Consider the following 23,541-nt stretch of genomic DNA (forward strand, 5'->3'; position numbering starts at 1 on the left):
GAACAAAGTTTGAGAGGTACACCATGGCATATTCTTCCAAGGTCATCGACCACTACGAAAATCCCCGCAACGTCGGCTCCTTCGAAAAGGGCGACGACTCGGTAGGCACCGGCATGGTCGGCGCACCTGCCTGCGGCGACGTGATGAAGCTGCAGATCAAGGTCAACCCGGAAACCGGCGTGATCGAAGACGCCCGCTTCAAGACCTACGGCTGCGGCTCGGCCATCGCCTCGTCGTCGCTCGTGACCGAATGGGTCAAGGGCAAGACGCTCGACGAAGCGGCTGCGCTCAAGAACGCGCAGATCGCCGAAGAACTGGCGCTGCCGCCCGTGAAGATCCACTGCTCCATCCTGGCCGAAGACGCGATCAAGGCCGCCGTGAGCGACTACAAGGCCAAGCACGGCGTCAAGACCGAATCCGCTGCTGCCGAAGCTGTCCACTGACATGGCCGTCACGCTGACCGAAGCCGCTGCGCGACACGTCACCCGTTACCTCGGCAAACGAGGCAAGGGCGTGGGCGTGCGGCTGGGCGTGAAGACCACGGGTTGTTCCGGCCTTGCCTACAAGCTCGAGTACGTCGACGAACTGGCTCCTGAAGACGTGGTGTTCGAAGACCACGGCGTGAAGGTGCTGGTCGACCCGAAGAGCCTGGCCTATATCGACGGCACGCAGCTCGACTTCGTGCGCGAAGGCCTGAACGAGGGCTTCAAGTTCATCAACCCCAACGAACGCGACCGCTGCGGTTGTGGGGAAAGTTTTCGCATCTGATGCGCCGTCGCTGACTGCGACTACAGCCGCCACCATGTCATGTGCTGGCGGTTTTTTCTTGCCATGAACCTGAACGACACCGACTTTCAACTGTTCGCCGTCCCGGCGACTTTTGCGCAGGACCGCGCCGTGCTCGACGCGCGCTGGAAAGAGCTTCAGCGCGAGGCCCACCCGGACCGCTTTGCCGCACAGGGCGCCGCGGCGCAGCGCGTGGCCATGCAGTGGTCGGTGCGCATCAACGAGGCCTACCAGCGCCTGAAAGACCCGATCCGCCGCGCCAGCTACATCTGCGAGATGCACGGTGCGCCGCTGAATGCGGAGAACAACACGGCGATGCCGCCCGAGTTCCTCATGCAGCAGATGGAGTGGCGCGAAGCGCTCGACGACGTCGAAAGCATCGCTTCCCTCGAAAAGCTCCAGGCGGAGGTCGAGGCCGGCCGCGCACGCGCGCTGTCGTCGCTCGACTGGCTGATCGACGAAAAGGGCGACTACCCTGCCGCCGCGCAGCAGGTGAGAGCCCTCATGTTCATTGAGCGCTTCGGACAGGACGTCGAAGCCAAATTCGATCAGTTGGGACAATAGAGAAGATATGAACCCCCACGCTCATCACTTCGTGTATTCGCTGTCCCCCATGGGGGCGCAGGCCTCCCTTGGGGCGGCCCGGCGGGAGGCCTGATGGCTCTTCTTCAGATTTCCGAACCCGGCCAGGCGCCCGATCCGCACCAGCGCCGCATTGCCGTGGGCATCGACCTGGGCACCACGCATTCGCTGGTGGCCTCGGTGCGCAACGGCGTGGCCGAGTGCCTGCCCGACGACCAGGGGCGCGTGCTGCTGCCGTCGGCCGTGCGCTACCTGGAGGGCGACCGCCGCCAGATCGGCTTCGATGCCGTGGCCGCGCGTGCGCAGGACCCCGCCAACACCATCACTTCCGTGAAGCGGCTCATGGGCCGCGGCCTGGCCGACATCGCGAACCGCGATGCGATGTCCTACCGCATCGGCAGCAGCGACGGCGGCATGGTGAAGGTGCAGACCCTGGCGGGCGAGAAGTCGCCAGTCGAGATCAGTGCCGAGATCCTGGCCACGCTGCGCTACCGCGCGCAGGACACCTTCGACGACGACGAACTCTACGGTGCCGTCATCACCGTGCCCGCGTACTTCGACGAAGGCCAGCGCCAGGCGACCAAGGATGCCGCGCAACTCGCCGGCCTGAACGTGCTTCGCCTGATCAGCGAGCCCACGGCCGCGGCCATCGCCTACGGCCTCGATAACGCGAGCGAAGGCGTCTACGCGGTCTACGACCTGGGCGGCGGCACCTTCGACATCTCGATCCTGCGGCTCACGCAGGGCGTGTTCGAAGTGATTGCCACGGGTGGCGACTCGGCCCTCGGCGGCGACGACTACGACCACGCGCTCGCCGATTTCGTGCTCGCGCAGACCGGCCTGCAAGCCGGCAGCGACGCCGACAAGGCCGCGTTGCTCGTGGCAGCGCGGGCGGCGAAAGAGGCGCTGACCGATTTGGCGTCGACCACATTCAAAGCCGATGTCGCCGGCAAGACCATCTCGTTCGATCTGGCGCGCGAGCAGTTCTACGCCGCCACGCGGCCACTCACCGACCGCACCATCGCGGCCGTCCGCAAGGCATTGCGCGACGCGAAGCTCAAGCCTGAGGAGCTGCAGGGCATAGTGCTCGTCGGCGGCTCGACCCGCATGCCGCAGGTCCGCCGCGCCGTCGCCGATTTCTTTGGCCGCGAGCCACTGGTCAACCTGAATCCGGATGAAGTCGTGGCGCTTGGTGCCGCCATCCAGGCGAATCAACTGGCGGGCAACAACGGCGCGGGCGAATTGCTGCTGCTAGACGTGATCCCGCTGTCGCTCGGTATCGAGACCATGGGTGGCCTGGTCGAGCGCATCGTGCCGCGCAACCAGACCATCCCCACCGCGATGGCGCAGGACTTCACCACCTACCAGGACGGCCAGACCGCGCTGGCGCTGCACGTGGTGCAGGGCGAGCGTGACCTCGTCTCCGACTGCCGCAGCCTCGCGCGGTTCACGCTGCGCGGCATTCCCCCGATGGCCGCTGGCGCCGCGCGCATCCGCGTGACCTTCACCGTCGATGCGGACGGCCTGCTGAGCGTGAGCGCTAAGGAGCAGGGCAGTGGTGTCGAGGCCAGCGTGGCGGTCAAGCCGTCTTACGGCCTGTCGGACGATCAAATTGCGACGATGCTGCAGGAGAGCTTCTCCACCGCACAACAGGACATGCAGGCCCGTGCACTGGTCGAGGCACGCGTCGATGCCGACCGCATGCTGCTCGCCACGCAGAGCGCGCTCGATGCCGACGGCGACCTGCTGAACGACGAGGAGCGCGCGGTCATCGATGCGTCGATGGTGCAACTGCGCGAAGCAGTCAAGCGCAGCAACGATGCCGCTGCCATCGAGGCCGCAACCAAGAAGCTGGCCGACGACACCGAGGCCTTTGCCGCACAGCGCATGAACGCGGGCATTGCGCGCGCACTTGCCGGCCGCAAGGTCGAATCTCTCTAGAACAACAACATGCCCACGATCAAGATCTATCCGCATCCCGAGTACTGCCCGCAAGGCGCCGAAATCACCGCGCCCGCCGGCACCTCGATCTGCGAAGCGCTGCTCGACAACAACATCAACATCGAGCACGCCTGCGAGATGAGCTGCGCCTGCACCACCTGCCACGTGATCGTGCGCGAGGGCTTCAACTCGCTCAACGAGGCCGAAGAAGGCGAAGAAGACCTGCTCGACCGCGCCTGGGGCCTGGAGCCGCAATCGCGGCTGAGTTGCCAATCGATCCTGGCGCAGGAGAATGTGACCATCGAGATTCCGAAGTACTCGATCAACCACGCCAAGGAAAACCACTGATGTCGCGACTGATCGTCCTCGATACCGAAACCACCGGCCTCTCCGCAGAGAACGGCGACCGCATCATCGAGCTCGGCTGCGTGGAGCTGTTCAACCGCAAGCTCACCGGCAACGACCTGCACATCTATTTCAACCCTGAGCGAGAGAGCCACGAAGACGCGTTGAAGGTCCACGGCCTGACGACCGACTTCCTGCGCGACAAGCCGAAGTTCGCCACGCTGGCCAACGACATCATCGAGTACCTGCGCGATGCCGAACTGATCATTCACAACGCGGCCTTCGACGTCGGCTTCCTCAACAAGGAGTTCGAGCGCGCCGGGTTCCCTCCGCTGCGCACCTTCGTTGCGGAAGTGACCGACACGCTGGCCATGGCCAAGCAGGTGTACCCGGGCAAGCGCAATTCGCTGGATGCGCTGTGCGACCGCTTCGGTGTCGACCGTTCGAACCGCACCTTCCACGGAGCCAAGCTCGACGCACAACTGCTGGCCGACGTCTACATCAACCTCACGCGCGGACAGGATGCGCTGCTCATCGACGTGGCCTCCAACGAGCCCGAAGTCGGCACCAAGGTCGTGGCCATGGACCTGAGCCAGTTCGAGCTGCCGGTGATCTTGGCGGCGGAGCATGAGCTCACGGCGCACGAGGGCGTGTTGGCCCAACTCGACAAATCTTCTGGTGGCCGCACGCTGTTTCGTCAAAACGACGAAAAAGCTGTGGCATAATCTGAGGCTTCGCTGAACGCGATTCGTAATTCAAAGCAACGCAAACAACGCGTTGCTTTGGGCGGTTAGCTCAGGGGTAGAGCACAGCATTCACACTGCTGGGGTCGGAGGTTCGAAGCCTCCACCGCCCACCATCATCAAAAAGCGACCTGGATTTCCAGGTCGCTTTTTTGTTTTGCGCGTCCGGTTTGTTTTTACTGCTTCGCGCCGAACAGGTCGTCGCAGCTGTCGCATGCGAAGTAGAGCTTCTGCTCCCCGCACTGCACCGACCCCGTGGCGCCCGCACGGATCTGCCAGTCGCACGACCTGCCTTGCCAGGTCAGCGTGCCTTCGACGTAGCAGGGCGCCAATTCGTAGTCGTCGTGCAAGGCCTTGTAGTCGACTTCCTTCGCGCGAGAAAAGAACTCACGCGCCTTGCCGTGGCTCTGCGGCACATCGGACGTGCGGCAGGCTGCCGCCGGCTCGTCGGTGTGAAATTGGGCGACATAGACGTTCGTGAACGATGCCGCGTCGCGGGTCGCGCACGAAGCGACGAGCGCTGCGCCAACCGCCAGCGCAAGAACGCGGAGTCTCACTTCCATAAGCTCTTGCCGTCGATGGTGGACATTTCTCTCCCTCCAGAATGACGCGGCGCTCATTGCCGCTCCGTCAACGCTTTCGAAGTAAAGCACGTCGATCGCGGATGACAAAGCCGCAGTGGCAACGCGATTTGACGGAAGACGAGTGAACTGTCGGTTGGCGCCGACGGCAAGTGCAGTCGCGTGCTGGCGCGCATTTGACGGCGCCGGCCTGGAAATGGTGTGAAAGGAGCAAGACCATGGCCACTCATCCCGATCTTCCGACCCCCGTCACGCCGGACCTGCCCGTAGAGCCCGACCAAGGCCCGAGCACACCGCCAGACGAACCCATGGACCCAGAACCCCCACCTCAGTGAGTTGAGTCCGCGCGACCGTCGTACGGGCCGCGATAAGCTCGCACGATGGATGAAATTGATTGCGCCGTCATAGGCGGTGGAGTGGTGGGCCTGGCCGTGGCGCGCGCGTTGGCGCTCGACGGCCGGGAGGTGCTGGTGCTCGAATCCGAAGGTGCCATCGGCACCGGCACGAGTTCGCGGAACAGCGAGGTGATTCACGCGGGCATTTACTATCCGCAAGGTTCACTGAAGGCGCGGCTTTGCGTCGAAGGCAAGCATACGCTCTACGCATATGCCGAGGCGCGTGGCGTGCCGCATCGGCGCTGCGGCAAGCTGATCGTTGCCACTTCGCCCGAGCAGGCGGGGCAGCTCGATGCGATCCGGGCCAAGGCGGCGGCCAACGGTGTCGACGACCTGGAGCTGCTCACCGAACAGCAGGCCAAGGCCATGGAACCGCAGCTGCAATGCGTTGCGGCGCTGCATTCGCCGAGCACCGGCATCGTCGACAGCCATGCGCTGATGCTGAGCCTGCTCGGCGACCTGGAGAACGCGGGCGGCATGCTCGCGCTGAAATCGCCCGTCACGCGCGCCGAATGCGGTGCCGGCGGCATCGTGCTGATCGCGCAGGACGGTACGGCGTTGCGTTGCCGAACGGTGGTCAACGCCGCCGGGCTGGGCGCTCCGGCGCTGGCCCGCCGCTTCGAGGGGCTGCCGGCTGCGGCGGTGCCACGCGAGCATTTCGCCAAGGGCAACTACTTCACTCTGTCGGGGCGGGCGCCTTTCGGGCGGCTCGTCTATCCGGTTCCCGAGCCGGGCGGCCTGGGCGTGCACCTGACGATCGACCTTGGCGGACAGGCCAAGTTCGGCCCCGACGTGCAGTGGGTCTCCTCGGCCGACGACCTCGTGGTGGACCCCGCGCGCGGCGACGGCTTCTATGCCGAGGTGCGCAAGTACTGGCCTGCGTTGCCCGACGGCGCGCTGATTCCAGGCTATGCAGGCATGCGGCCCAAGATCTCGGGGCCCGGCGAGCCGGCCGCGGACTTCGTGATCGACGGGCCGGCGTCGCACGGTGTGGAGGGGCTGGTCAATCTGTTCGGCATCGAGTCACCGGGGCTCACGAGCAGCCTGGCGATCGGGGCGCATGTTGCCCGCCTGGTGGCGGGTACGGAAGGCCGAGTGAGTGAATGAAGGGCACAAGTCCGCACATCTGTCGCGCATGAGGGGCTTTTGTGCCTGTAACATGACAGTACGCCATTTGCTGGCGTGAAGCCGCCGGCGCGGTGCCGGTGTCATCACGGAGGAAAGATTCCAATGAGTGCATCCCAAAATCTTGAAGCAGCAGCCGAAGACATCGCGAGCGACGTGCGCGGCGTGCTGGCGAGCAAGGACCTGGATTCGGTTCCCCACATCAAGGCGCTGCGCCAGCGCGTCGACACCAAGCTCGCCATTGCGCGCGAGCTCGCATCCGAGAAAAGCAAGCTCGCCGCCAAGAAGGCCCGCGAAGCAGCCACCTCCGCCAACGCCTACGCTCACGACGAACCATGGCAGATCGCCGGTGCGGCACTGGCCGTCGGCGTGCTGGTGGGCCTGCTGCTTGGCCGCCGCTGACCGGCACTCGCACCGCAGCATCGTTCACCCTGGCATGACAGGAGGTGGCCCATGAGGCTGCTGTCCCTGTTCGGCCTGGACGCTCGCGTTCGGCGGCTGCGCATCGCCGCCGCCGAAGGCGCCCTGGCGGCCGAGGACCGGGTGCAACTGCTGCGCATGGCCTGGGAGGACGAGAAGCAGCGCCTGAAGCTGATGCTGGTCTTCGGGCTGGCCGTGCTGGGGCTGACCACCGTCACCGTGGCGCTGGTATCCGTGGCGGTGGTGGTTCATTTCTGGGAGACGCCCTACCGCATCACGGCCGCCTGGTCGGTGGCGGGCGTGTGGATCGTGCTGTGGCTGGTGGCTGCCATCGGCCTGCTGCAGACCCTGCGCAATGCGTCCAACGGCTTCGCGCCGGCGCGCCACGAGTTCGAGCGCGACTGGGCCTGGGTGCAGGACCGCTTCGGCTTCGGCAAGGACCCGGACCAGCACGAAGACGAACCCCGTCCCCCGAGACCCGCCACGCGCGAGGAATTGCTGGCGCGCATGGACCGCCAGCGCCAGCGCATCGCGACGCTGCAGGGCGGACACGAGCCGCAGTTCGCGCACGACGCAGCCGAGGGCGAGCAAACGCCTCCGCCCGACGAGTCCGCTGCCGCTGCTGCATTGCGCATCGCGCGGGCGCACCCCGTGGCCGCCGGCGTCGTCGCTGCGGCTGCCGTGGTGGTGATCCGGCCGAGGCGCCTGCTGCGCTGGGCCGCGTTCATTGCGCCAGTACTCTGGCGCATGCGCTGAAAAAAGCCGAAAAGACTCAGGCCTTGCTGCGATCTCGCAGCAGCGCCTGAGCCGCTTCGCGGACCAGCCCGGGTCCGCGATAGATCAACCCGGTGTAGATCTGCACCACGTCAGCGCCGGCGGCGATCTTGGCCTTGGCATCGGCCCCGCTCAGGATGCCGCCCACCCCGATGATCGGAAAACCAGAGCCCAGGGCGGCGCGCAGTTGCGCGATCACGCGGTTGCTTGCTTCCCGCACCGGGGCACCTGAAAGTCCGCCCGCTTCCTCCGCATGCGGCAGGCCCTTCACCGCGTCGCGCGCCAGCGTGGTGTTGGTGGCGATCACACCGTCCATGCCGTGGCGCTTCAGGGTGGCTGCAATGACCGCGACCTGGGTTTCGTCGAGGTCCGGAGCGATCTTCACGAACAGCGGCGACCGCTTGGCATGGCGCGTGGCCAGTGCCTCGCGGCGCTCGGCCACGGCGCCGAGCAGGGCATCGAGCGCCTCGTCGCTCTGCAGCGAGCGCAGGTTCGCGGTGTTGGGGCTGGAGATGTTGATCGTCACGTAGTCGGCATGTGGGTACACGCCGTCGAGGCAGGCGAGGTAGTCGTCCACCGCGCGCTCGATCGGCGTGGCGGCGTTCTTGCCGATGTTCAGGCCCAGCAGCATCGGTGGTTTGGCCGCGCCGCCCGCCGTGCGGAAGCGCGCCTTCTGCACGTTCGCAAGGAAGGCGTCGAGTCCTTCGTTGTTGAAACCCAGCCGGTTGATCAGCGCGTCGCGCTGCGGCAGGCGGAACATGCGCGGCTTGGGGTTGCCCGGCTGGCCCTTCGGCGTGACCGTGCCCACTTCGACGAATCCGAAGCCCATGGCCGCGAAGGCGTCGATGCAGCGGGCGTTCTTGTCGAGCCCGGCCGCCAGGCCCACGCGGTTCGGAAAGCTCAGCCCCGCAAGCTGGATGGGATCGCTGACGCGCGGTGCCGAATAAGCGCAGGCCAGGGGCGTGTTCTGGGTGCGCGCGAGTCCGTCGAGGGTCAGTTCATGGGCGTGCTCGGGGTCGAAGCCGAACAGGAAAGGGCGGGCCAGGCCGTAGAGCGAAGAGGGCATCAGCAGGGGCATCGGATAATTCTCGACTTCAATGAGCCAAGGATTCTCCGCGATGACCGCACCCGCCTCCCCAACCCCCGTTTCCGGCACCCTGTCCCAGGACGAACTCAAGGCCCTGGTCGGCCACGCCGCGCTGGCCTACGTGGTCAAGGGCGAGATCGTCGGGGTCGGCACCGGCTCGACAGTGAACAAGTTCATCGACGCGCTGGCCACGATCAAGGACCAGATCAAGGGCGCCGTCTCCAGCTCGGTGGCCTCGACCGAGCGCCTGCGGGCGCTGGGCATCCCGGTGTTCGACAGCAACGAGGTGGAAGAACTGGCCGTCTACATCGACGGTGCCGACGAAATCGACCACCGCGGCTTCATGGTGAAGGGGGGCGGCGCGGCACTCACGCGCGAGAAGATCGTCGCGGCCCAGTCGCGCAAGTTCATCTGCATCGCCGATGCGTCCAAGCTGGTGGAAACGCTGGGCGCCTTCCCGCTGCCGGTGGAAGTGATTCCGATGGCCGCGCGCCGCGTGATGCGCCAGTTCGAGGCCATGGGCGGTATCGCCCAGGTGCGCGAGAAGGATGGCCTGCCGCTGGTGACGGACAACGGCCAGCACATCGTCGACGTGACCGGCTTGCGGATCGGCGATCCGCTGGCTTTCGAGTCCGAGGTGAGCCAGTGGCCGGGCGTGGTGACGGTCGGCGTCTTCGCGCATCAGAAGGCCGACGTGTGCCTGCTGGGCACCGCGACGGGCGTGAAGACGATGACGTTCGCCTGAGGGCGAACAACAAACGGCGCCCAGGCTTCCAGCTCAGAACTTGATGCCGGCCGGGTTGCTCGGCCCCGGCTCGCTCGACGCGGGCGCTGGCGAGGCCGGTTGCGCGGCGGATGATGCGGCCGGCGTGCGGGCGGCGGGCGCCGCCTGCTGCGCGACCAGCGGCCGTGCCGGGCCGTTGCGGTAGCCGGCGGGAAGGCTGTTGCTCTTGGGGTAGCCGGCCGCGTCGAGGTACTGCGACCATTCGACGTCCGAGAAACCCTTGAGCTGCTGCGATCCGATGGTCAGCAACGGCAGCGCAGTCTGGCCGCTCAAGCGCTGCAGCGCTTCGATTTCCTCGTTGCTCTTGACGGTGCGCTCGTCGAACGGAATGCCGCGCGTCGTGAGCAAGGAGCGAGCGGCACCGCAGGGCGAGCACTCTTCGCCGCTGTACAGCGTGACCGGATATCGCTGTGCCACCTGCCGCAGTTCGTAGGGCAGCCCTGCATTGGGCGGCGTGGTGACACCGCCTTGCGGGCCCGAAGCCGCCCCTGAGTCGGCAGTCGGTGCACGGTCCGAGAAGGTGACCTTGCCGTTCTTGTCCACCTGGCGGTAGATGGTCTGCGCCGTTGTGCTCGCGGCGGCGAACACGAGGGCCAGACCGATCAGGCGATGCAGTGAGAATTTGTAAGGGGTCGGATGCATCGCCCGAGTATCGCAAGCTTCAGCGCCGCATCAAGCGGGCTGGGCCTCGGCCATGCCCTGATGTCGCAGCAGCGCATCAAGCTGGGGCTCGCGGCCGCGGAAGGCCTTGAACGAATCCATCGCGCTGCGGCTGCCGCCGGCTTCGAGGATGGCCTGGCGGTACTTGCGGCCGGTCTCGATGTTCGGCTCGCCGTCGGCACCCACGGTTTCCTCGAAGGCCGCGTAGGCGTCGGCGCTCAGCACCTCGGCCCACTTGTAGCTGTAGTAGCCGGCCGCATAGCCGCCCGAGAAAATGTGGCTGAAAGTATTCGGCGTGCGGCTGAACGGCGGCGAGGGCATCACCGCCACTTCGGTGCGCACCTTGCCGAGAAGCGCCATCACGTCGCCGGGCTTGGCATCAGCGGCGTGGTACTCGGTGTGCAGCAGCATGTCGAACAGCGAGAACTCGATCTGGCGCAGCGTCTGCAGGCCGCTCTGGAAGTTCTTGGCGGCCGTCATCTTGTCGAACAGCGCGCGCGGCAGCGGCTCGCCGGTGTCGACATGGGCGGTCATGTGCTTGAGCACGTCCCACTCCCAGCAGAAGTTTTCCATGAACTGGCTCGGCAGCTCGACCGCGTCCCACTCGACGCCGCTGATGCCCGAGACGTCGCGCTCGTTCACCTGCGTGAGCATGTGGTGCAGGCCGTGGCCGAATTCGTGGAAGAGGGTGGTCACGTCGTCGTGCGTGAGCAGCGGCGGCTTGCCGTCGACGCCGCTGGCGAAGTTGCACACCAACTGCGCGACCGGCGTCTGCAGCACGCCGTTGTCGGGGCGCAGCCAGCGGGCGCGCACGTCGTCCATCCAGGCGCCGCCGCGCTTGGCGGCGCGGGCGGATGGGTCGAGGTAGAACTGGCCCACCTTCTGGACGCCCTGAGGGGTTTGGCGCTCGATGCGGTAGAACTCGACGCTCGGGTGCCACACAGGCGCGCTGTCGCGGCGGATCGACACTTCGAACAGCGTCTCGACGATCTTGAACAGGCCGGCCATGACCTTCGGCGCCGGGAAGTACTGCTTCACCTCCTGCTCGCTGAAAGCGTAGCGCGCTTCCTTCAGCTTCTCGCCGATGTAGGTCCAGTCCCAGGGCTGCGGGTCGGTGATGCCCAACTGCTCGGCCGCGAAGACGCGCAGGTCGGCCAGATCGCGTTCGCCATAGGGCTTGGCCTTGGCTGCGAGGTCGCGCAGGAACTTGACGACCTGCTCGGGCGATTCGGCCATCTTCGGCACGACCGACAGTTCGCCGAAATTCCTGTAGCCCAGCAGCTTGGCTTCTTCCTCGCGCAGCGCAAGGATCTCCGTGATCAGCGGGGTGTTGTCGAAGGCGGCGTCGCCGAACTCGCTGGCGCGGGTGACATAGGCGCGGTAGAGCTTTTCGCGCAGCGCGGTGCTCTTGGCGAACTGCATCACCGGCAGGTAGCACGGCATCTTGAGCGTGAGCTTGTAGCCTTCCTTGCCGTCGGCTTCGGCGGCTGCGCGGGCGGCGCTCACCACGTCATCGGGCACGCCTTCGAGCTCGCCGAGAGAGGCGTAGTAGGCAAAGGCGTCGGTGGCGTCGAGGGCGTTCTCGCTGAACTTCTGGCTCAGCTCGGCCTGGCGCTCCTGGATGTCGGCGAAGCGCTTCTTGGCCTCGCCCTGCAGTTCGGCGCCGCCCAGCACGAAGTTGCGCACGGCATTGCGATGGGCCTGGCGCTGTTCGGCGTTGAGCGTGGCGACGTCGATGGCCTTGTACTTGGCGTAGAGCCGCTCGTCGGAGCCTACGCGGGTCCAGAAGGCGGTGACGCGGGGCATGGCTTCGTTGTAGGCGGCGCGCAGTTCGGGCGTGTCCGCGACAGCGTTCAGGTGGCTGACGGCGCCCCAGGCGCGTGTGAAGCGCTCGCCGCCGACATCGAGCACGCGCGAGATCGCGACCCATTCGGCGGGAAATTCGGGCGCGACCACTGTTTCCAGATTGGCCTCGCCTTCGGCCAGCAGCGTGTCCACGGCTGGTGCGACGTGTTCCGGCTTGATCTGGTCGAACAGCGGGAGATCGGTGAAATCGAGGAGGGGGTTGTTCGTCATGGCCATGGAAGTTACTTGGCGGCGCGTTCGGCCGCTTCAAGGGTGTTGGCGAGCAGCATGGCGCGCGTCATGGGGCCGACGCCGCCGGGCACGGGTGTGATCCAGCCGGCTACTTCCTTGACGCCGTCGAAATCGACGTCGCCGGCGAGCTTGCCGTCTTCCTTGCGGTTCATGCCAACGTCGATGACCACCGCGCCGGGCTTCACCATGTCGGCGGTCAGGAGATTGCGCCTGCCCACCGCCGCGACGATCACGTCGGCCTGGCGCGTGATGGCGCCCAGGTCTTGCGTGGCGCTGTGGCAGATGGTCACGGTGGCGCTCTTGGCCAGCAGCATCATGGCCATCGGCTTGCCGACGATGTTGCTGCGCCCGATGACCACGGCGTGCTTGCCGCGCAGGTCGTAGCCGATGGATTCGAGCATCTTCATGCAGCCGTGCGGCGTGCAGGGCCAGAAGCCGGGGGCACCGGTCATCAGCGCGCCGGCGCTGGCAACGTGGAAGCCGTCCACGTCCTTGGCGGGAGAGATCGTCTCGATGACCTTCTGGCTGTCCATGTGCTTCGGCAGCGGCAGCTGGACCAGGATGCCGTGTACCTTCGGGTCGTCGTTGAGCGTGCGGATGCGGGCCAGCAGGTCGGCCTCGGTCATGTCGGCGGGGTAGGTCTCCAGCGTGGCGGCAAGGCCGGTCTGGGCGCTGTCGTTGACCTTGTGCTTCGTATAGACCTGGCTCGCCGGGTCTTCGCCCACGAGGATGATGGAAAGGGCCGGGTTCACGCCTTTGGCCTTGAGTGCGGCGGTGCGGCCGGCAACTTCGGCGCGAATGGTTTGGGCGAGGGCGTTGCCGTCGATCAGTTGGGCGGTCATCGGTTTCGATCTTCCAAGTAAAAACGCCCGCTTGCGCAGGCGTGGGGGTCATTCATCGCTATCGCAGGGATAGCTTCTAGGCCTTGGCCGCGGGGGCCGCTTGTCCGAGTGCGATCTTCAGCAGGTCGGCCACGGTGTTGGCGTTGAGCTTTTCCATGATGTTGGCGCGGTGCGCCTCGACCGTCTTGATGCTGATGCCCAGGTCGTCGGCGATCTGCTTGTTCAGGCGGCCGGCGACGATGCGCTCGAGCACCTGCGCCTCGCGGCCGGTGAGCTTGGACAGCAGCGCGTCGCGGCTGGCCGACTGCTGGTGCTGCGTGAAGGCGCCGCGCGCATGTTCGAGCATGCGCTCGACCAGCGTGACGAGTTCCTCGTCGTTGAAGGGCTTCTGGATGAAATCCATGGCGCCCTTCTTCATGCTGTCGACGGCCATCGGTACGTCGCCGTGGCCGGTGATGACCACGATCGGCAGCGGGGAGCGCCTCTCGATCAGCCGATCCTGCAGTTCGAGGCCGGTCATGCCGGCCATGCGGATGTCGACGATCAAACAGGCGACTTCGCGCGGGTCGTATCGGGAGAGAAAGGATTCGGCGGAATCGAAGCAGCGGACTCTGTAGTCCTTGCCTTCGAGCAGCCATTGCAGCGAATCGCGTACGGCTTCGTCGTCGTCGACGACATAGACCGTGCCCTTCTTCGGAATCAAACTCATGCAGGTACCTTTGCCTCGTCGCTAGCTACGGAACTGATAGCGTCCAACACCGGAATCCAGAAGGAAAAACGGCATCCGATCACATCCGGACCATTGTAGATGTTCTCCGCCTGCATCCGGCCGCGATGCGACTCGACGATGGTGCGGCACAAATTGAGCCCGATGCCCATGCCTTCGGGCTTGGTGGAGAAGAAGGCCTCGTAGAGCCGGTCCATCACTTCCGGGGCCAGGCCCTTGCCGGTGTCCTGCACCGAGAATTCGATGGCGTTGTGGCCCTCGATCACCTTGGGCAGCACCCGCAGCTCGACGCTGCGGCGCGCCAGCGGGCGGTCCGCGATGTCGATGGATTCGGCCGCATTCTTCAGCAGGTTGACCATCACCTGCTCGATGAGGATCGGGTCGACGCGCACCACCGGCAGCCGTGCCGCCACGTAGTGGTTCAGGCGCACGTTGCGCCGGCGCAGCTCGATGCCGGCGAGTTCGACCGCCTCGCTCACCATGGTGGCCACGTCGGCCGGCGTGCGGTTGGGCTCGCTGCGCTTCACGAAGGAACGGATGCGCTGGATGATCTGGCCCGCGCGCTGGGCCTGCTTCGACGTCTTTTCCAGGGCAGCAAGCAGCGCCTCGGTGTCGATCGTCTGCCCCTTGATGCGCGACATCATCCCGTTGCAGTAGTTGGTGATGGCGGTCAGCGGCTGGTTGAGCTCGTGCGCCACGCTCGACGCCATTTCGCCCATCGTGATGAGGCGGCTGGCGGCCTGGGCCTTGTCGGCCTGCGCGGCGGCCTGTTCCTCGGCGTCGCGGCGGGGCGTGATGTCTGTCGCGATCACGAGCTGGGCAAGGCGGCCGTCCACCCAGGTCAGGTACCGCGAGCGCACTTCGAGCCACTTGCCCAGGTGCGGCACGAAGATCTCGTTGTTGGCGGTCTGCGCGGCGGTGAGCGTGTCGATCGGCAGGCCTGCGTAGGGGTCGACGTCGTCCAGGCCCTCGTCATGCGCGTTCGACGCCGGCACACCGGCCTGCGCGACCATGCCGAGGTGGCCCACGGTGTCGGAGCCGAACCAGAGGCGGTACAGCTTGTTGGCGAACAGCAGTTCCTCGGAGCCGATGGGCGCCACCGACACGGCCGCGTCCAGTGCCTCGAGCACCGTCGTGAAGCGCTCGTAGGAAGCAGAGAGCTGCTCCCGGATGCGCGTGGGCTCGGTGATGTCGGTCATCGACGTCATCCAGCCGGTCTGGTGGCCGCGCGCGTCGATCAGCGGCGACACGTACAGACGCGCGTTGAACACGCTGCCGTTCTTGCGCTTCACCCGCACCTGGAAGCCGCCGGGCAGGGCGCGGCCGTGCAGTTCTTCTTCGAGCCGCTCGTTCATCACCTCGCGGTCGGATTCGAGCCAGTAGGGGAAGGGCGGTGATTGGCCGACCAGCTCTTCCTCGCTCCAGCCCGTCATCGCACAGAACGCGGCGTTCACGTAGGTGATACGGCCCTGCAGGTCGAGCACCCGCATGCCGGTCAGCATGGAGTTTTCCATGGCCCGGCGGAAGTTGGTCTCGGCCACCAGCCGTTGTTGCGCCTGCAGCCGTCGGCGCGTGTGGCGCCAGGTGCCGATCAGCATCCAGCTCGTGAGCACGCTGAGCGCGCAGACCAGCCAGAACAGCCCATTGCCGACCACGCCCTGTGAAGTGCGGTAGGCCTGCGCCCGCAGCACCAGCGCGTTGCCGACCGGAGACACCGGCACTTCGTATTCGTTGGTGCGCTCGGTCCAGGGCAGCAGCCGGGTGCCGCTGTCCTTCAGGTTGGTGGTGTTGCCGGCGATCACGCGGCCCTTGGCGTCGAGCAGCGACACCGCGTAGCGCGCCTGCACCTCGGACGGCATGCCGTAGCGCAGCAGGCCGTCGACCGAGAACTCGCCGAGCACCACGCCCGCGAACAGGCCCTGGTCGAACAGGGGAATGTGCAGTTGCAGCATCGCCGGAGGATCGCCGCCGGCCACCGGCTGCGAGTACACCGGCTGGCGCAACTCCCGCGCCAGCGCGTAGTTGCTTTCGATGTCGCCGGGGCGCAGCACGTCGCCGATCAGGTGCTGCTGCGCCGGATGCACGCTTGGCGCGGCGTAGCCGGCCTTGAAGCGGCGGCGGTCATCGATCCATGTGATGGTCTGCAGCTCGGGGAACTGGCTCACCAGCGACTCGGCGCGGCTGGTGAATTCGATCGGGTCGATCTCGCGGTTGGAGGCGTCGCGCGCGATGCGCATCAGTTGCTCCTGCCGCTCGAGCAGCCTCAGGCGCATGCGCTGCTGTGCGTATTCGACGTCGCGGCGGACCGACTCCTGCTCGCGCTCGACCTCCTCGGTGCGCAGATACCAGAAGGCCGACACGATGGCCGCGAGAAAGAGCAGCACGGCGGCCATCGGCGCGAGCATCGCGACTGCGTCCTGCAGCACCGGCGTCTGCTTGCGCCACCACCTGCGCCACCAGGAGAGGGGCGAGGCGTTCACGGCACTGCGGGCAACCGCCAGCGGGGAAGAAAGAGGCATGGCCCGAGTTTAGGTGATGGCCCCCTTGGCAGCGACTGGAATGCGGCGGTGGCATGGGTGCCGGCGTGGTTCGACTCGGTTGCCGGAAGTCACTGAAATATCACATTAAGAAATCATAAAGCACTATTTGAAATTTGAATATTTCTATGAGAAACTCCGCCGCGCTGATCGCATAGCGCACTAAATTACCGCCACAGCCCTAAAAGGAGAGACAAGCATGTCGGCAAATCCCGAGAACCTGTTCGGCTCGGCCGCGAATGACGCGGACGCCCAGGAGACCCGTGAATGGATGGATGCACTGTCCTCCGTCATCCAGAGCGAGGGTCCCGAGCGGGCCCACTTCCTTCTCGAGCAACTGCTCGAACATGCCCGCCAGAACACGGTCGACATGCCGTTCTCGGCCAACACGGGCTATGTCAACACCATCGAGCCTTCGCAGGAGGCTCGCAGCCCCGGCAACCTCGAAATCGAACAGCGCCTGCGCGCCTACATGCGCTGGAACGCGATGGCCATGGTGGTCAAGGCCAACCGCCACCATCCGGCCGAAGGCGGCGACCTGGGCGGCCACATCGGCTCCTTCGCCTCGCTGGCGAGCATGTTCGGCGCCGGCTTCAACCACTTCTGGCACGCCGAGAGCGAAAACCACGGCGGCGACCTGCTCTACATCCAGGGCCACGTTTCACCCGGCATCTATGCCCGCGCCTACCTCGAAGGCCGCCTCTCCGAAGAGCAGCTGCTCAACTTCCGCCAGGAAGTCGACGGCAAGGGCTTGTCGAGCTATCCGCATCCCAAGCTGATGCCGGAGTTCTGGCAGTTCCCCACCGTCTCGATGGGCCTCGGCCCACTGATGGCGATCTACCAGGCGCGCTTCCTCAAGTACCTGCATGCGCGCGGCATCGCCAACACCGAGAACCGCAAGGTGTGGGTCTTCTGCGGCGACGGTGAAATGGACGAGGTGGAATCGCTGGGCGCCATCGGCCTGGCGGCGCGCGAGAACCTCGACAACCTGATCTTCGTCATCAACTGCAACCTGCAGCGCCTGGACGGCCCGGTGCGCGGCAACGGCAAGATCATCCAGGAGCTCGAAGGCGAGTTCCGCGGCGCCAACTGGAACGTCGTCAAGCTGATCTGGGGCAAGGGCTGGGACGCCCTGCTCGAGAAGGACCATGACGGCGCGCTGCGCAAGATCATGATGGAGTGCAACGACGGCGACTATCAGTCGTTCAAGGCCAACGACGGCGCCTACGTGCGCAAGAACTTCTTCGGCCGCGATCCGCGCACGCTGAAGATGGTCGAGCACATGACCGACGACGAGGTCTGGAACCTGCAGCGCGGCGGCCATGACTCGCAGAAGGTGTACGCCGCCTTCCATTTGGCCCAGAACCACAAGGGCCAGCCCACCGTGCTGCTCGTCAAGACCGTCAAGGGCTTCGGCATGGGCAAGATCGGCGAAGGCAAGAACACGGTCCACCAGACCAAGAAGCTCGGCGACGAAGACATCAAGGCCTTCCGCGACCGCTTCAACATCCCGATTCCCGACAGCCAGATCGCCGAGCTGCCGTTCTACAAGCCGGCCGACGACACGCCGGAAATGCGCTACCTGCACGAGCGCCGCAAGGCCCTCGGCGGCTACCTGCCGCACCGCCGCGTCAAGGCCGACGAGAGCTTCACGGTGCCGTCGCTCGACACCTTCAAGGCGGTGATTGAGCCCACGGCCGAGGGCCGCGAGATCTCGACCACGCAGGCCTACGTGCGCTTCCTCACGCAGCTGCTGCGCGACAAGGCGCTGGGCCCGCGCGTGGTGCCCATCCTGGTGGACGAGGCCCGCACCTTCGGCATGGAAGGCCTGTTCCGCCAGATCGGCATCTACAACCCGCACGGTCAGCAGTACACCCCGGTCGACAAGGACCAGGTCATGTACTACAAGGAAGACAAGGCCGGCCAGATCCTGCAGGAAGGCATCAACGAAGCCGGCGGCATGTCGAGCTGGATCGCTGCGGCCACGTCGTACAGCACGAACAACCGCATCATGGTGCCGTTCTACGTGTACTACTCGATGTTCGGCTTCCAGCGCATCGGCGACCTGGCCTGGGCGGCCGGCGACATGCAGGCCCGCGGCTTCCTGCTGGGCGGCACCTCCGGGCGCACCACGCTGAACGGCGAAGGCCTGCAGCACGAAGACGGTCACAGCCACATCCTGGCCAACACCATCCCGAACTGCGTGAGCTACGACCCGACCTTCGCGCATGAAGTCGGCGTGATCCTGCACCACGGCCTCAAGCGCATGGTCGAGAAGCAGGACAACGTCTACTACTACATCACGCTGCTCAACGAGAACTACGCGATGCCCGGCCTGCAGCCCGGCACCGAAGAGCAGATCATCAAGGGCATGTACCTGTCGAAGCAGGGCCCCGCGCTCAAGGCCAAGGCACCCACGGTGCAACTGCTGGGCAGCGGCACCATCCTGCGCGAGAGCTTTGCCGCGCAAGAACTGCTGGAGAAGGATTGGGGCGTGTCGGCTTCCGTGTGGAGCTGCCCGAGCTTCAACGAGCTGACCCGCGACGGCCAGGACGCCGACCGCTGGAACCTGCTGCATCCCGACCAGACGCCGCGCGTGCCTTTCGTGGCCGAGCAGCTCGCGCCCACCGCCGGCCCGGTGGTGGCATCGACCGACTACATGAAGGCCTACGCCGAGCAGATCCGCCCCTTCATCCCGAAGGGCCGCACCTACAAGGTGCTGGGCACCGACGGTTTCGGCCGCAGCGACTTCCGCAACAAGCTGCGCGAGCACTTCGAGATCAACCGCCACTACATCGTGGTGGCCGCGCTCAAGGCGCTGAGCGAAGACGGCACCGTGCCGGTGGCCAAGGTGGTGGAAGCGATCAAGAAGTACGGCATCAATGTCGACAAGGTCAACCCGCTTTACGCCTGACCCTCAACAATCAACGAACGAAACGGCGCCTCACGGCGGGAGACAAACGATATGGCAGCAGTGGAAGTCAAGGTGCCGGACATCGGCGATTTCGATGAAGTCGCGGTGATCGAGGTGCTTGTGAAGGTGGGCGACACGGTCAAGGCCGAGCAGTCGCTCATCACGGTGGAATCGGACAAGGCGTCGATGGAAATCCCGTCGTCCACGGCCGGTGTGGTCAAGGAGCTGAAGGTCGAGGTCGGCAGCAAGGTGAAGGAGGGCTCGGTGGTGCTCGTGCTCGAGGCCGAGGGAGCGGGTGCTGCTGCACCGGCTGCGGCCCCGGCGGCGGCTCCTGCTGCTGCCGCCCCTGCGCCCGCGGCCGCCGCGCCGGCCCCTGCTGCCGCGCCTGCGGTGGCGTCGGGTCCGGTCGAGGTCAAGGTGCCGGACATCGGCGATTTCAAGGACGTCGCGGTCATCGAGCTGCTCGTGAAGGTCGGCGACACGGTCAAGGCCGAGCAGTCGCTCATCACGGTGGAGTCGGACAAGGCTTCGATGGAAATTCCGTCGTCGGCGGCCGGCGTGCTCAAGGAACTCAAGGTCAAGGTCGGCGACACGGTCAACATCGGCGACCTGATCGCCGTGCTCGAAGGCACCGCTGCCGCGGCGCCTGCGCCCGCACAGGCCGCTGCTGCCGCCGCGGCAACCGCCAGCGCACCCGCGCCAGCCGCTGCCGCACCGGCGCCCGCCGCGAGCCCTGCCGCTGCCGCCGCTGCCGCCGCTGCGCATGACCCGACCGTCGCCCCCAGCGGCAAGCTGCCGCACGCGTCCCCGTCGGTGCGCAAGTTCGCCCGCGAACTCGGCGTGCCGCTCGAAGAGGTCAAGGGTTCCGGCCTCAAGGGCCGCATCACGCAGGAAGACATTCAGAGCTTCACCAAGGCCGTGATGAGTGGCCAGGTCAGCACCAAGGCTTCCGCAGCCAAGGCGCCGGCTGGTGGTGGCGGCGACGACGCCGCGCTGGGCCTCATTCCGTGGCCGAAGGTCGACTTCACCAAGTTCGGCACGGTCGAGCGCAAGGACCTGTCGCGCATCAAGAAGCTCAGCGGTGCCAACCTGCATCGCAACTGGGTGATGATCCCGCACGTCACCAACAACGACGAAGCAGACATCACCGAGCTCGAAGCCTTCCGCGTCTCCACGAACAAGGAGAACGAGAAGTCGGGCGTCAAGGTCACGATGCTGGCTTTCGTCATCAAGGCGGTGGTCGCGGCGCTGAAGAAATTCCCCGAGTTCAACACCAGCCTGGACGGCGACCAGCTCGTCTACAAGCAGTACTACAACATCGGCTTCGCGGCGGACACGCCCAATGGCCTGGTGGTTCCGGTGCTGAAAGATGCCGACAAGAAGGGCATCCTGCAGATCAGCGCCGAGATGGGCGAACTGGCCAAGAAGGCGCGCGACGGCAAGCTCGGTTCGGCCGACATGCAAGGCGGCTGCTTCTCGATCAGCTCGCTCGGCGGCATCGGCGGCACGCACTTCACGCCCATCATCAACGCCCCTGAAGTGGCCATCCTCGGCCTCTCCAAGGGCCAGATGAAGCCGGTGTGGGACGGCAAGCAGTTCGTGCCGCGCCTGACGCTGCCGATGTCGCTGTCTTACGACCACCGCGTGATCGACGGCGCCCTGGCTGCGCGTTTCAACGCCTACCTGGGCCAGGTGCTCGCGGACTACCGTCGAATCCTGCTATGACCACCGTAGTGGCTGTCCGCAAGGGCGGCCAGGTCACGATGGCAGCCGATTCTCTGGTGACCTTCGGCGACACGCGGCTTTCGCACCGCGCCGAGGCGAACCAGAAGATCTTCACCGTCGAGGACGCGGCGGGCACCAGCCTGTTCGCGATGGCCGGCGCCGCCGCGCACTTCCTGGTGCTGCAGCATGCGCTGGCCGCGCAACCGCGCGAGAAGCTGCTGTTCGGCAGCAAGCACGAGATCTTCCGCACCTTCACGATGCTGCATCCGGTGCTGAAGGACTCGTTCTTCATGCAGACCAAGGAAGACGACCACGAGCCCTACGAGTCGAGCCAGTTCACGATGCTGATGGCCAACCCGAGCGGCATCTACGGCATCTACAGCTACCGCGAGGTGTTCGAGTTCAAGGAGTTCTGGGCCATCGGCTCGGGACGCAGCTTTGCGCTCGGTGCCATGCACGCGGCCTATGACATCAAGTCGCGCACCTCGCGCGAAGTGGCGGAGGCAGGCATTGCCGCCGCCTGCGAATTCGATCGCAATTCGGCCCCACCGGTCGACGTTCTCACACTCAAACTGAAAGTGTCCAAATGAGCGAACAACAAATCAAGGTGCCCGACATCGGCGACTTCGACGAAGTCGCGGTGATCGAGGTGCTGGTCAATGTCGGAGACACGGTCAAGGCCGAGCAGTCGCTGATCACGGTCGAATCGGACAAGGCCTCGATGGAAATCCCGTCGTCCGCCGCCGGCGTGGTGAAGGCGCTGGCCGTGAAGGTGGGCGACAAGGTCAAGGAAGGCTCTGTCGTGCTGACGCTGGAAGTCGACGGCGCCGCCGCGGCCGCACCCGCCGCTGCAGCACCGGCTCCCGCTGCCGCTGCCGCACCCAATGCAGCCCCCGCGCCCAAGGCCGCACCAGCTCCGGCTCCCGCCTCTGCGGCCGTGGCCGTGTCGAGCTACGGCGGCAAGGTCGATGTCGAATGCGACGTGGTCGTGCTCGGCGCCGGCCCTGGCGGCTACTCGGCCGCCTTCCGCGCGGCCGACCTCGGCCTGAAGGTCGTGCTGATCGAGCGCTACGCCACCCTCGGCGGCGTGTGCCTGAACGTCGGCTGCATCCCGTCGAAGGCGCTGCTGCACGTGGCCTCCGTCATGGACGAGGTCAAGCACTTCGCCGACCTGGGCGTGAGCTTTGCCGCCCCGACGGTCGACCGCGCCAAGCTGCTGGGCCACAAGAACAAGGTGGTGGGCAAGCTTACCGGCGGCCTCACGGCCATGGCCAAGATGCGCAAGGTGACGGTGCTGCGCGGCGTCGGCAATTTCATCGATCCGTACCACCTCGAAGTCGACGAAACCTCGGGCACGAGCTGGGACACCACCGGCAGCAAGCAGACCGTCAAGTTCCGCAACGCCATCATCGCGGCCGGCTCGCAGGCCGTGAGCCTGCCCTTCATGCCGAAGGACCCGCGCGTGGTCGACTCGACCGGCGCGCTCGAAATGGGTACGGACCCCAAGCGCATGCTGATCCTGGGCGGCGGCATCATCGGCCTGGAGATGGGCACGGTGTATTCGACGCTGGGCGCGCGCCTGGACGTGGTCGAAATGCTCGACGGTCTGATGCAGGGCGCCGACCGCGACCTGGTCAAGGTCTGGCAGAAGATGAACGCGCCGCGCTTCGACAACATCATGCTCAAGACCAAGACGGTCGGCGCCGAAGCCACGAAGGAGGGCATCAAGGTCACCTTCGAGGGCGAGAACGCGCCGAAGGAGCCGCAGGTGTACGACCTGGTGCTGCAGGCCGTGGGCCGCAGCCCCAACGGCAAGAACATCGGCGCCGAGAAGGCCGGCGTCACGGTGAGCGACCGAGGCTTCATTCCGGTCGACATCCAGATGCGCACCAACGTGCCGCACATCTTCGCCATCGGCGACATCGTGGGCCAGCCCATGCTGGCGCACAAGGCGGTGCACGAGGCACACGTGGCGGCCGAAGTGATCGCGGGTGAGCAGAAGGGCGACAAGGAGCTGTCCAGCGCAGCCTTCAACGCCCGCGTGATCCCGAGCGTGGCCTACACCGACCCCGAGGTGGCATGGGTCGGCCTGACCGAGGACCAGGCCAAGGCCGAGGGCATCAAGATCAAGAAGGGGCACTTCCCGTGGTCGGCATCGGGCCGCGCCATCGCCAATGGCCGCGACGAGGGCTTCACCAAGCTGCTGTTCGACGCCGAGACGCATCGCATCCTGGGTGGCGGCATCGTCGGCACGCATGCCGGCGACATGCTCGGCGAGATTGCGCTGGCCATCGAGATGGGCGCCGACGAAATCGACATCGGCAAGACCATCCACCCGCACCCGACGCTGGGCGAAAGCATCGGCATGGCGGCGGAAGTGGCGCACGGCACCTGCACCGATCTGCCGCCGGCCCGCAAGAGCTGATTTCCGGCTTGAAGAGGGCGCTTGTCGAGCGCCCATGAAAAAATCCCGCCG

At 66.0% G+C, this 23,541-nt stretch carries 21 protein-coding genes and 1 tRNA gene; 15 read left to right on the forward strand and 7 right to left on the reverse strand.

Annotated features, from left to right (window positions below; translation table 11 throughout):
- Positions 1-23: 23 nt before the first annotated feature.
- The 7 genes from iscU to ACQY8B_RS08240 all read left to right on the forward strand — a co-directional run bounded on the left by iscU (position 24) and on the right by ACQY8B_RS08240 (position 4,513).
- Positions 24-443: a Fe-S cluster assembly scaffold IscU gene (gene iscU, locus ACQY8B_RS08210; protein ID WP_081268994.1), complete on the forward strand. Its 420-nt coding sequence runs from the start codon at positions 24-26 to the stop codon at positions 441-443.
- Position 444: 1 nt separating this feature from the next.
- Positions 445-768 (forward strand): iron-sulfur cluster assembly protein IscA, encoded by a 324-nt coding sequence (iscA, locus tag ACQY8B_RS08215; RefSeq protein WP_081268993.1) that lies wholly within the window; start codon positions 445-447, stop codon positions 766-768.
- A gap of 63 nt (positions 769-831) precedes the next feature.
- Positions 832-1,350 (forward strand): Fe-S protein assembly co-chaperone HscB, encoded by a 519-nt coding sequence (gene hscB / locus ACQY8B_RS08220; RefSeq protein ID WP_422086252.1) that lies wholly within the window; start codon positions 832-834, stop codon positions 1,348-1,350.
- A 93-nt stretch (positions 1,351-1,443) separates the two neighbouring features.
- Complete coding sequence (gene hscA, locus ACQY8B_RS08225) at positions 1,444-3,309, forward strand: Fe-S protein assembly chaperone HscA (RefSeq protein WP_422086253.1); 1,866 nt, start codon at positions 1,444-1,446, stop codon at positions 3,307-3,309.
- Positions 3,310-3,318: 9 nt separating this feature from the next.
- The gene (gene fdx / locus ACQY8B_RS08230; protein WP_093176617.1) at positions 3,319-3,657 is read left to right on the forward strand and encodes an ISC system 2Fe-2S type ferredoxin; all 339 of its coding nucleotides are present in this window, start codon (positions 3,319-3,321) and stop codon (positions 3,655-3,657) included.
- Positions 3,657-4,379 (forward strand): DNA polymerase III subunit epsilon, encoded by a 723-nt coding sequence (dnaQ, locus tag ACQY8B_RS08235; RefSeq protein WP_422086254.1) that lies wholly within the window; start codon positions 3,657-3,659, stop codon positions 4,377-4,379. The genes fdx and dnaQ overlap by 1 nt, the downstream gene beginning before the upstream one ends.
- A gap of 59 nt (positions 4,380-4,438) precedes the next feature.
- A tRNA-Val gene (locus ACQY8B_RS08240) sits at positions 4,439-4,513 on the forward strand.
- Positions 4,514-4,573: 60 nt separating this feature from the next.
- Here ACQY8B_RS08240 and ACQY8B_RS08245 read toward each other — a convergent pair.
- Positions 4,574-4,960 carry a hypothetical protein gene (locus ACQY8B_RS08245; RefSeq protein WP_422086255.1) on the reverse strand — a complete coding sequence of 129 codons (387 nt, stop codon included), beginning with the start codon at positions 4,958-4,960 and terminating at the stop codon, positions 4,574-4,576.
- Positions 4,961-5,358: 398 nt separating this feature from the next.
- Here ACQY8B_RS08245 and ACQY8B_RS08250 point away from each other — a divergent pair, with 398 nt between their 5' ends.
- The 3 genes from ACQY8B_RS08250 to ACQY8B_RS08260 all read left to right on the forward strand — a co-directional run bounded on the left by ACQY8B_RS08250 (position 5,359) and on the right by ACQY8B_RS08260 (position 7,674).
- Positions 5,359-6,480 (forward strand): NAD(P)/FAD-dependent oxidoreductase, encoded by a 1,122-nt coding sequence (locus ACQY8B_RS08250; protein WP_422086256.1) that lies wholly within the window; start codon positions 5,359-5,361, stop codon positions 6,478-6,480.
- Positions 6,481-6,603: 123 nt separating this feature from the next.
- Positions 6,604-6,900 (forward strand): glycine zipper domain-containing protein, encoded by a 297-nt coding sequence (locus tag ACQY8B_RS08255; protein ID WP_422086257.1) that lies wholly within the window; start codon positions 6,604-6,606, stop codon positions 6,898-6,900.
- Between the two features lie 51 nt (positions 6,901-6,951).
- Positions 6,952-7,674, forward strand: coding sequence for a phage holin family protein (locus ACQY8B_RS08260; RefSeq protein WP_422086258.1), 723 nt, complete (start codon positions 6,952-6,954; stop codon positions 7,672-7,674).
- A gap of 16 nt (positions 7,675-7,690) precedes the next feature.
- Here ACQY8B_RS08260 and ACQY8B_RS08265 read toward each other — a convergent pair whose 3' ends face one another.
- Positions 7,691-8,770: a quinone-dependent dihydroorotate dehydrogenase gene (locus tag ACQY8B_RS08265; protein WP_422086259.1), complete on the reverse strand. Its 1,080-nt coding sequence runs from the start codon at positions 8,768-8,770 to the stop codon at positions 7,691-7,693.
- Between the two features lie 40 nt (positions 8,771-8,810).
- On the opposite strand from ACQY8B_RS08265, the gene rpiA reads away from it, so the two are divergent.
- A complete protein-coding gene (gene rpiA, locus ACQY8B_RS08270; RefSeq protein WP_422086260.1) occupies positions 8,811-9,524 on the forward strand; it encodes a ribose-5-phosphate isomerase RpiA in 714 nt (237 codons plus the stop codon).
- A 33-nt stretch (positions 9,525-9,557) separates the two neighbouring features.
- On the opposite strand, the gene ACQY8B_RS08275 is transcribed toward rpiA, so the two are convergent.
- The 5 genes from ACQY8B_RS08275 to ACQY8B_RS08295 form a co-directional block, all read right to left on the reverse strand.
- Positions 9,558-10,205, reverse strand: coding sequence for a glutaredoxin family protein (locus ACQY8B_RS08275; RefSeq protein ID WP_422086261.1), 648 nt, complete (start codon positions 10,203-10,205; stop codon positions 9,558-9,560).
- A gap of 30 nt (positions 10,206-10,235) precedes the next feature.
- Positions 10,236-12,305, reverse strand: a complete 2,070-nt coding sequence (locus tag ACQY8B_RS08280; RefSeq protein WP_422086262.1) for a M3 family metallopeptidase — start codon at positions 12,303-12,305, stop codon at positions 10,236-10,238.
- Positions 12,306-12,310: 5 nt separating this feature from the next.
- Positions 12,311-13,162, reverse strand: coding sequence for a bifunctional methylenetetrahydrofolate dehydrogenase/methenyltetrahydrofolate cyclohydrolase FolD (gene folD, locus ACQY8B_RS08285; RefSeq protein WP_422086263.1), 852 nt, complete (start codon positions 13,160-13,162; stop codon positions 12,311-12,313).
- 76 nt (positions 13,163-13,238) lie between these two features.
- Positions 13,239-13,871, reverse strand: a complete 633-nt coding sequence (locus tag ACQY8B_RS08290) for a response regulator transcription factor (protein WP_012747279.1) — start codon at positions 13,869-13,871, stop codon at positions 13,239-13,241.
- Positions 13,868-16,408, reverse strand: a complete 2,541-nt coding sequence (locus tag ACQY8B_RS08295) for a PAS domain-containing sensor histidine kinase (RefSeq protein ID WP_422086264.1) — start codon at positions 16,406-16,408, stop codon at positions 13,868-13,870. Before ACQY8B_RS08295 ends, ACQY8B_RS08290 begins: the two co-directional genes overlap by 4 nt.
- 217 nt (positions 16,409-16,625) lie before the next feature.
- Here ACQY8B_RS08295 and aceE point away from each other — a divergent pair, with 217 nt between their 5' ends.
- The 4 genes from aceE to lpdA are packed head-to-tail and all read left to right on the forward strand — an operon-like array spanning position 16,626 to position 23,490.
- Positions 16,626-19,340 (forward strand): pyruvate dehydrogenase (acetyl-transferring), homodimeric type, encoded by a 2,715-nt coding sequence (aceE, locus tag ACQY8B_RS08300; protein ID WP_422086265.1) that lies wholly within the window; start codon positions 16,626-16,628, stop codon positions 19,338-19,340.
- Between the two features lie 51 nt (positions 19,341-19,391).
- Entirely contained in the window at positions 19,392-21,065 is a 1,674-nt protein-coding gene (gene aceF, locus ACQY8B_RS08305; protein ID WP_422086266.1) for a dihydrolipoyllysine-residue acetyltransferase, read from the forward strand.
- On the forward strand, positions 21,062-21,655 hold the full coding sequence (locus ACQY8B_RS08310) for an MFS transporter (protein ID WP_422086267.1): 594 nt from the start codon (positions 21,062-21,064) through the stop codon (positions 21,653-21,655). Before aceF ends, ACQY8B_RS08310 begins: the two co-directional genes overlap by 4 nt.
- Positions 21,652-23,490: a dihydrolipoyl dehydrogenase gene (gene lpdA, locus ACQY8B_RS08315; protein ID WP_422086268.1), complete on the forward strand. Its 1,839-nt coding sequence runs from the start codon at positions 21,652-21,654 to the stop codon at positions 23,488-23,490. The genes ACQY8B_RS08310 and lpdA overlap by 4 nt, the downstream gene beginning before the upstream one ends.
- Positions 23,491-23,541 lie beyond the last annotated feature (51 nt).

The organism is Variovorax sp., assembly GCF_965279555.1.
In the GTDB taxonomy this organism is placed as follows: domain Bacteria; phylum Pseudomonadota; class Gammaproteobacteria; order Burkholderiales; family Burkholderiaceae_C; genus Variovorax.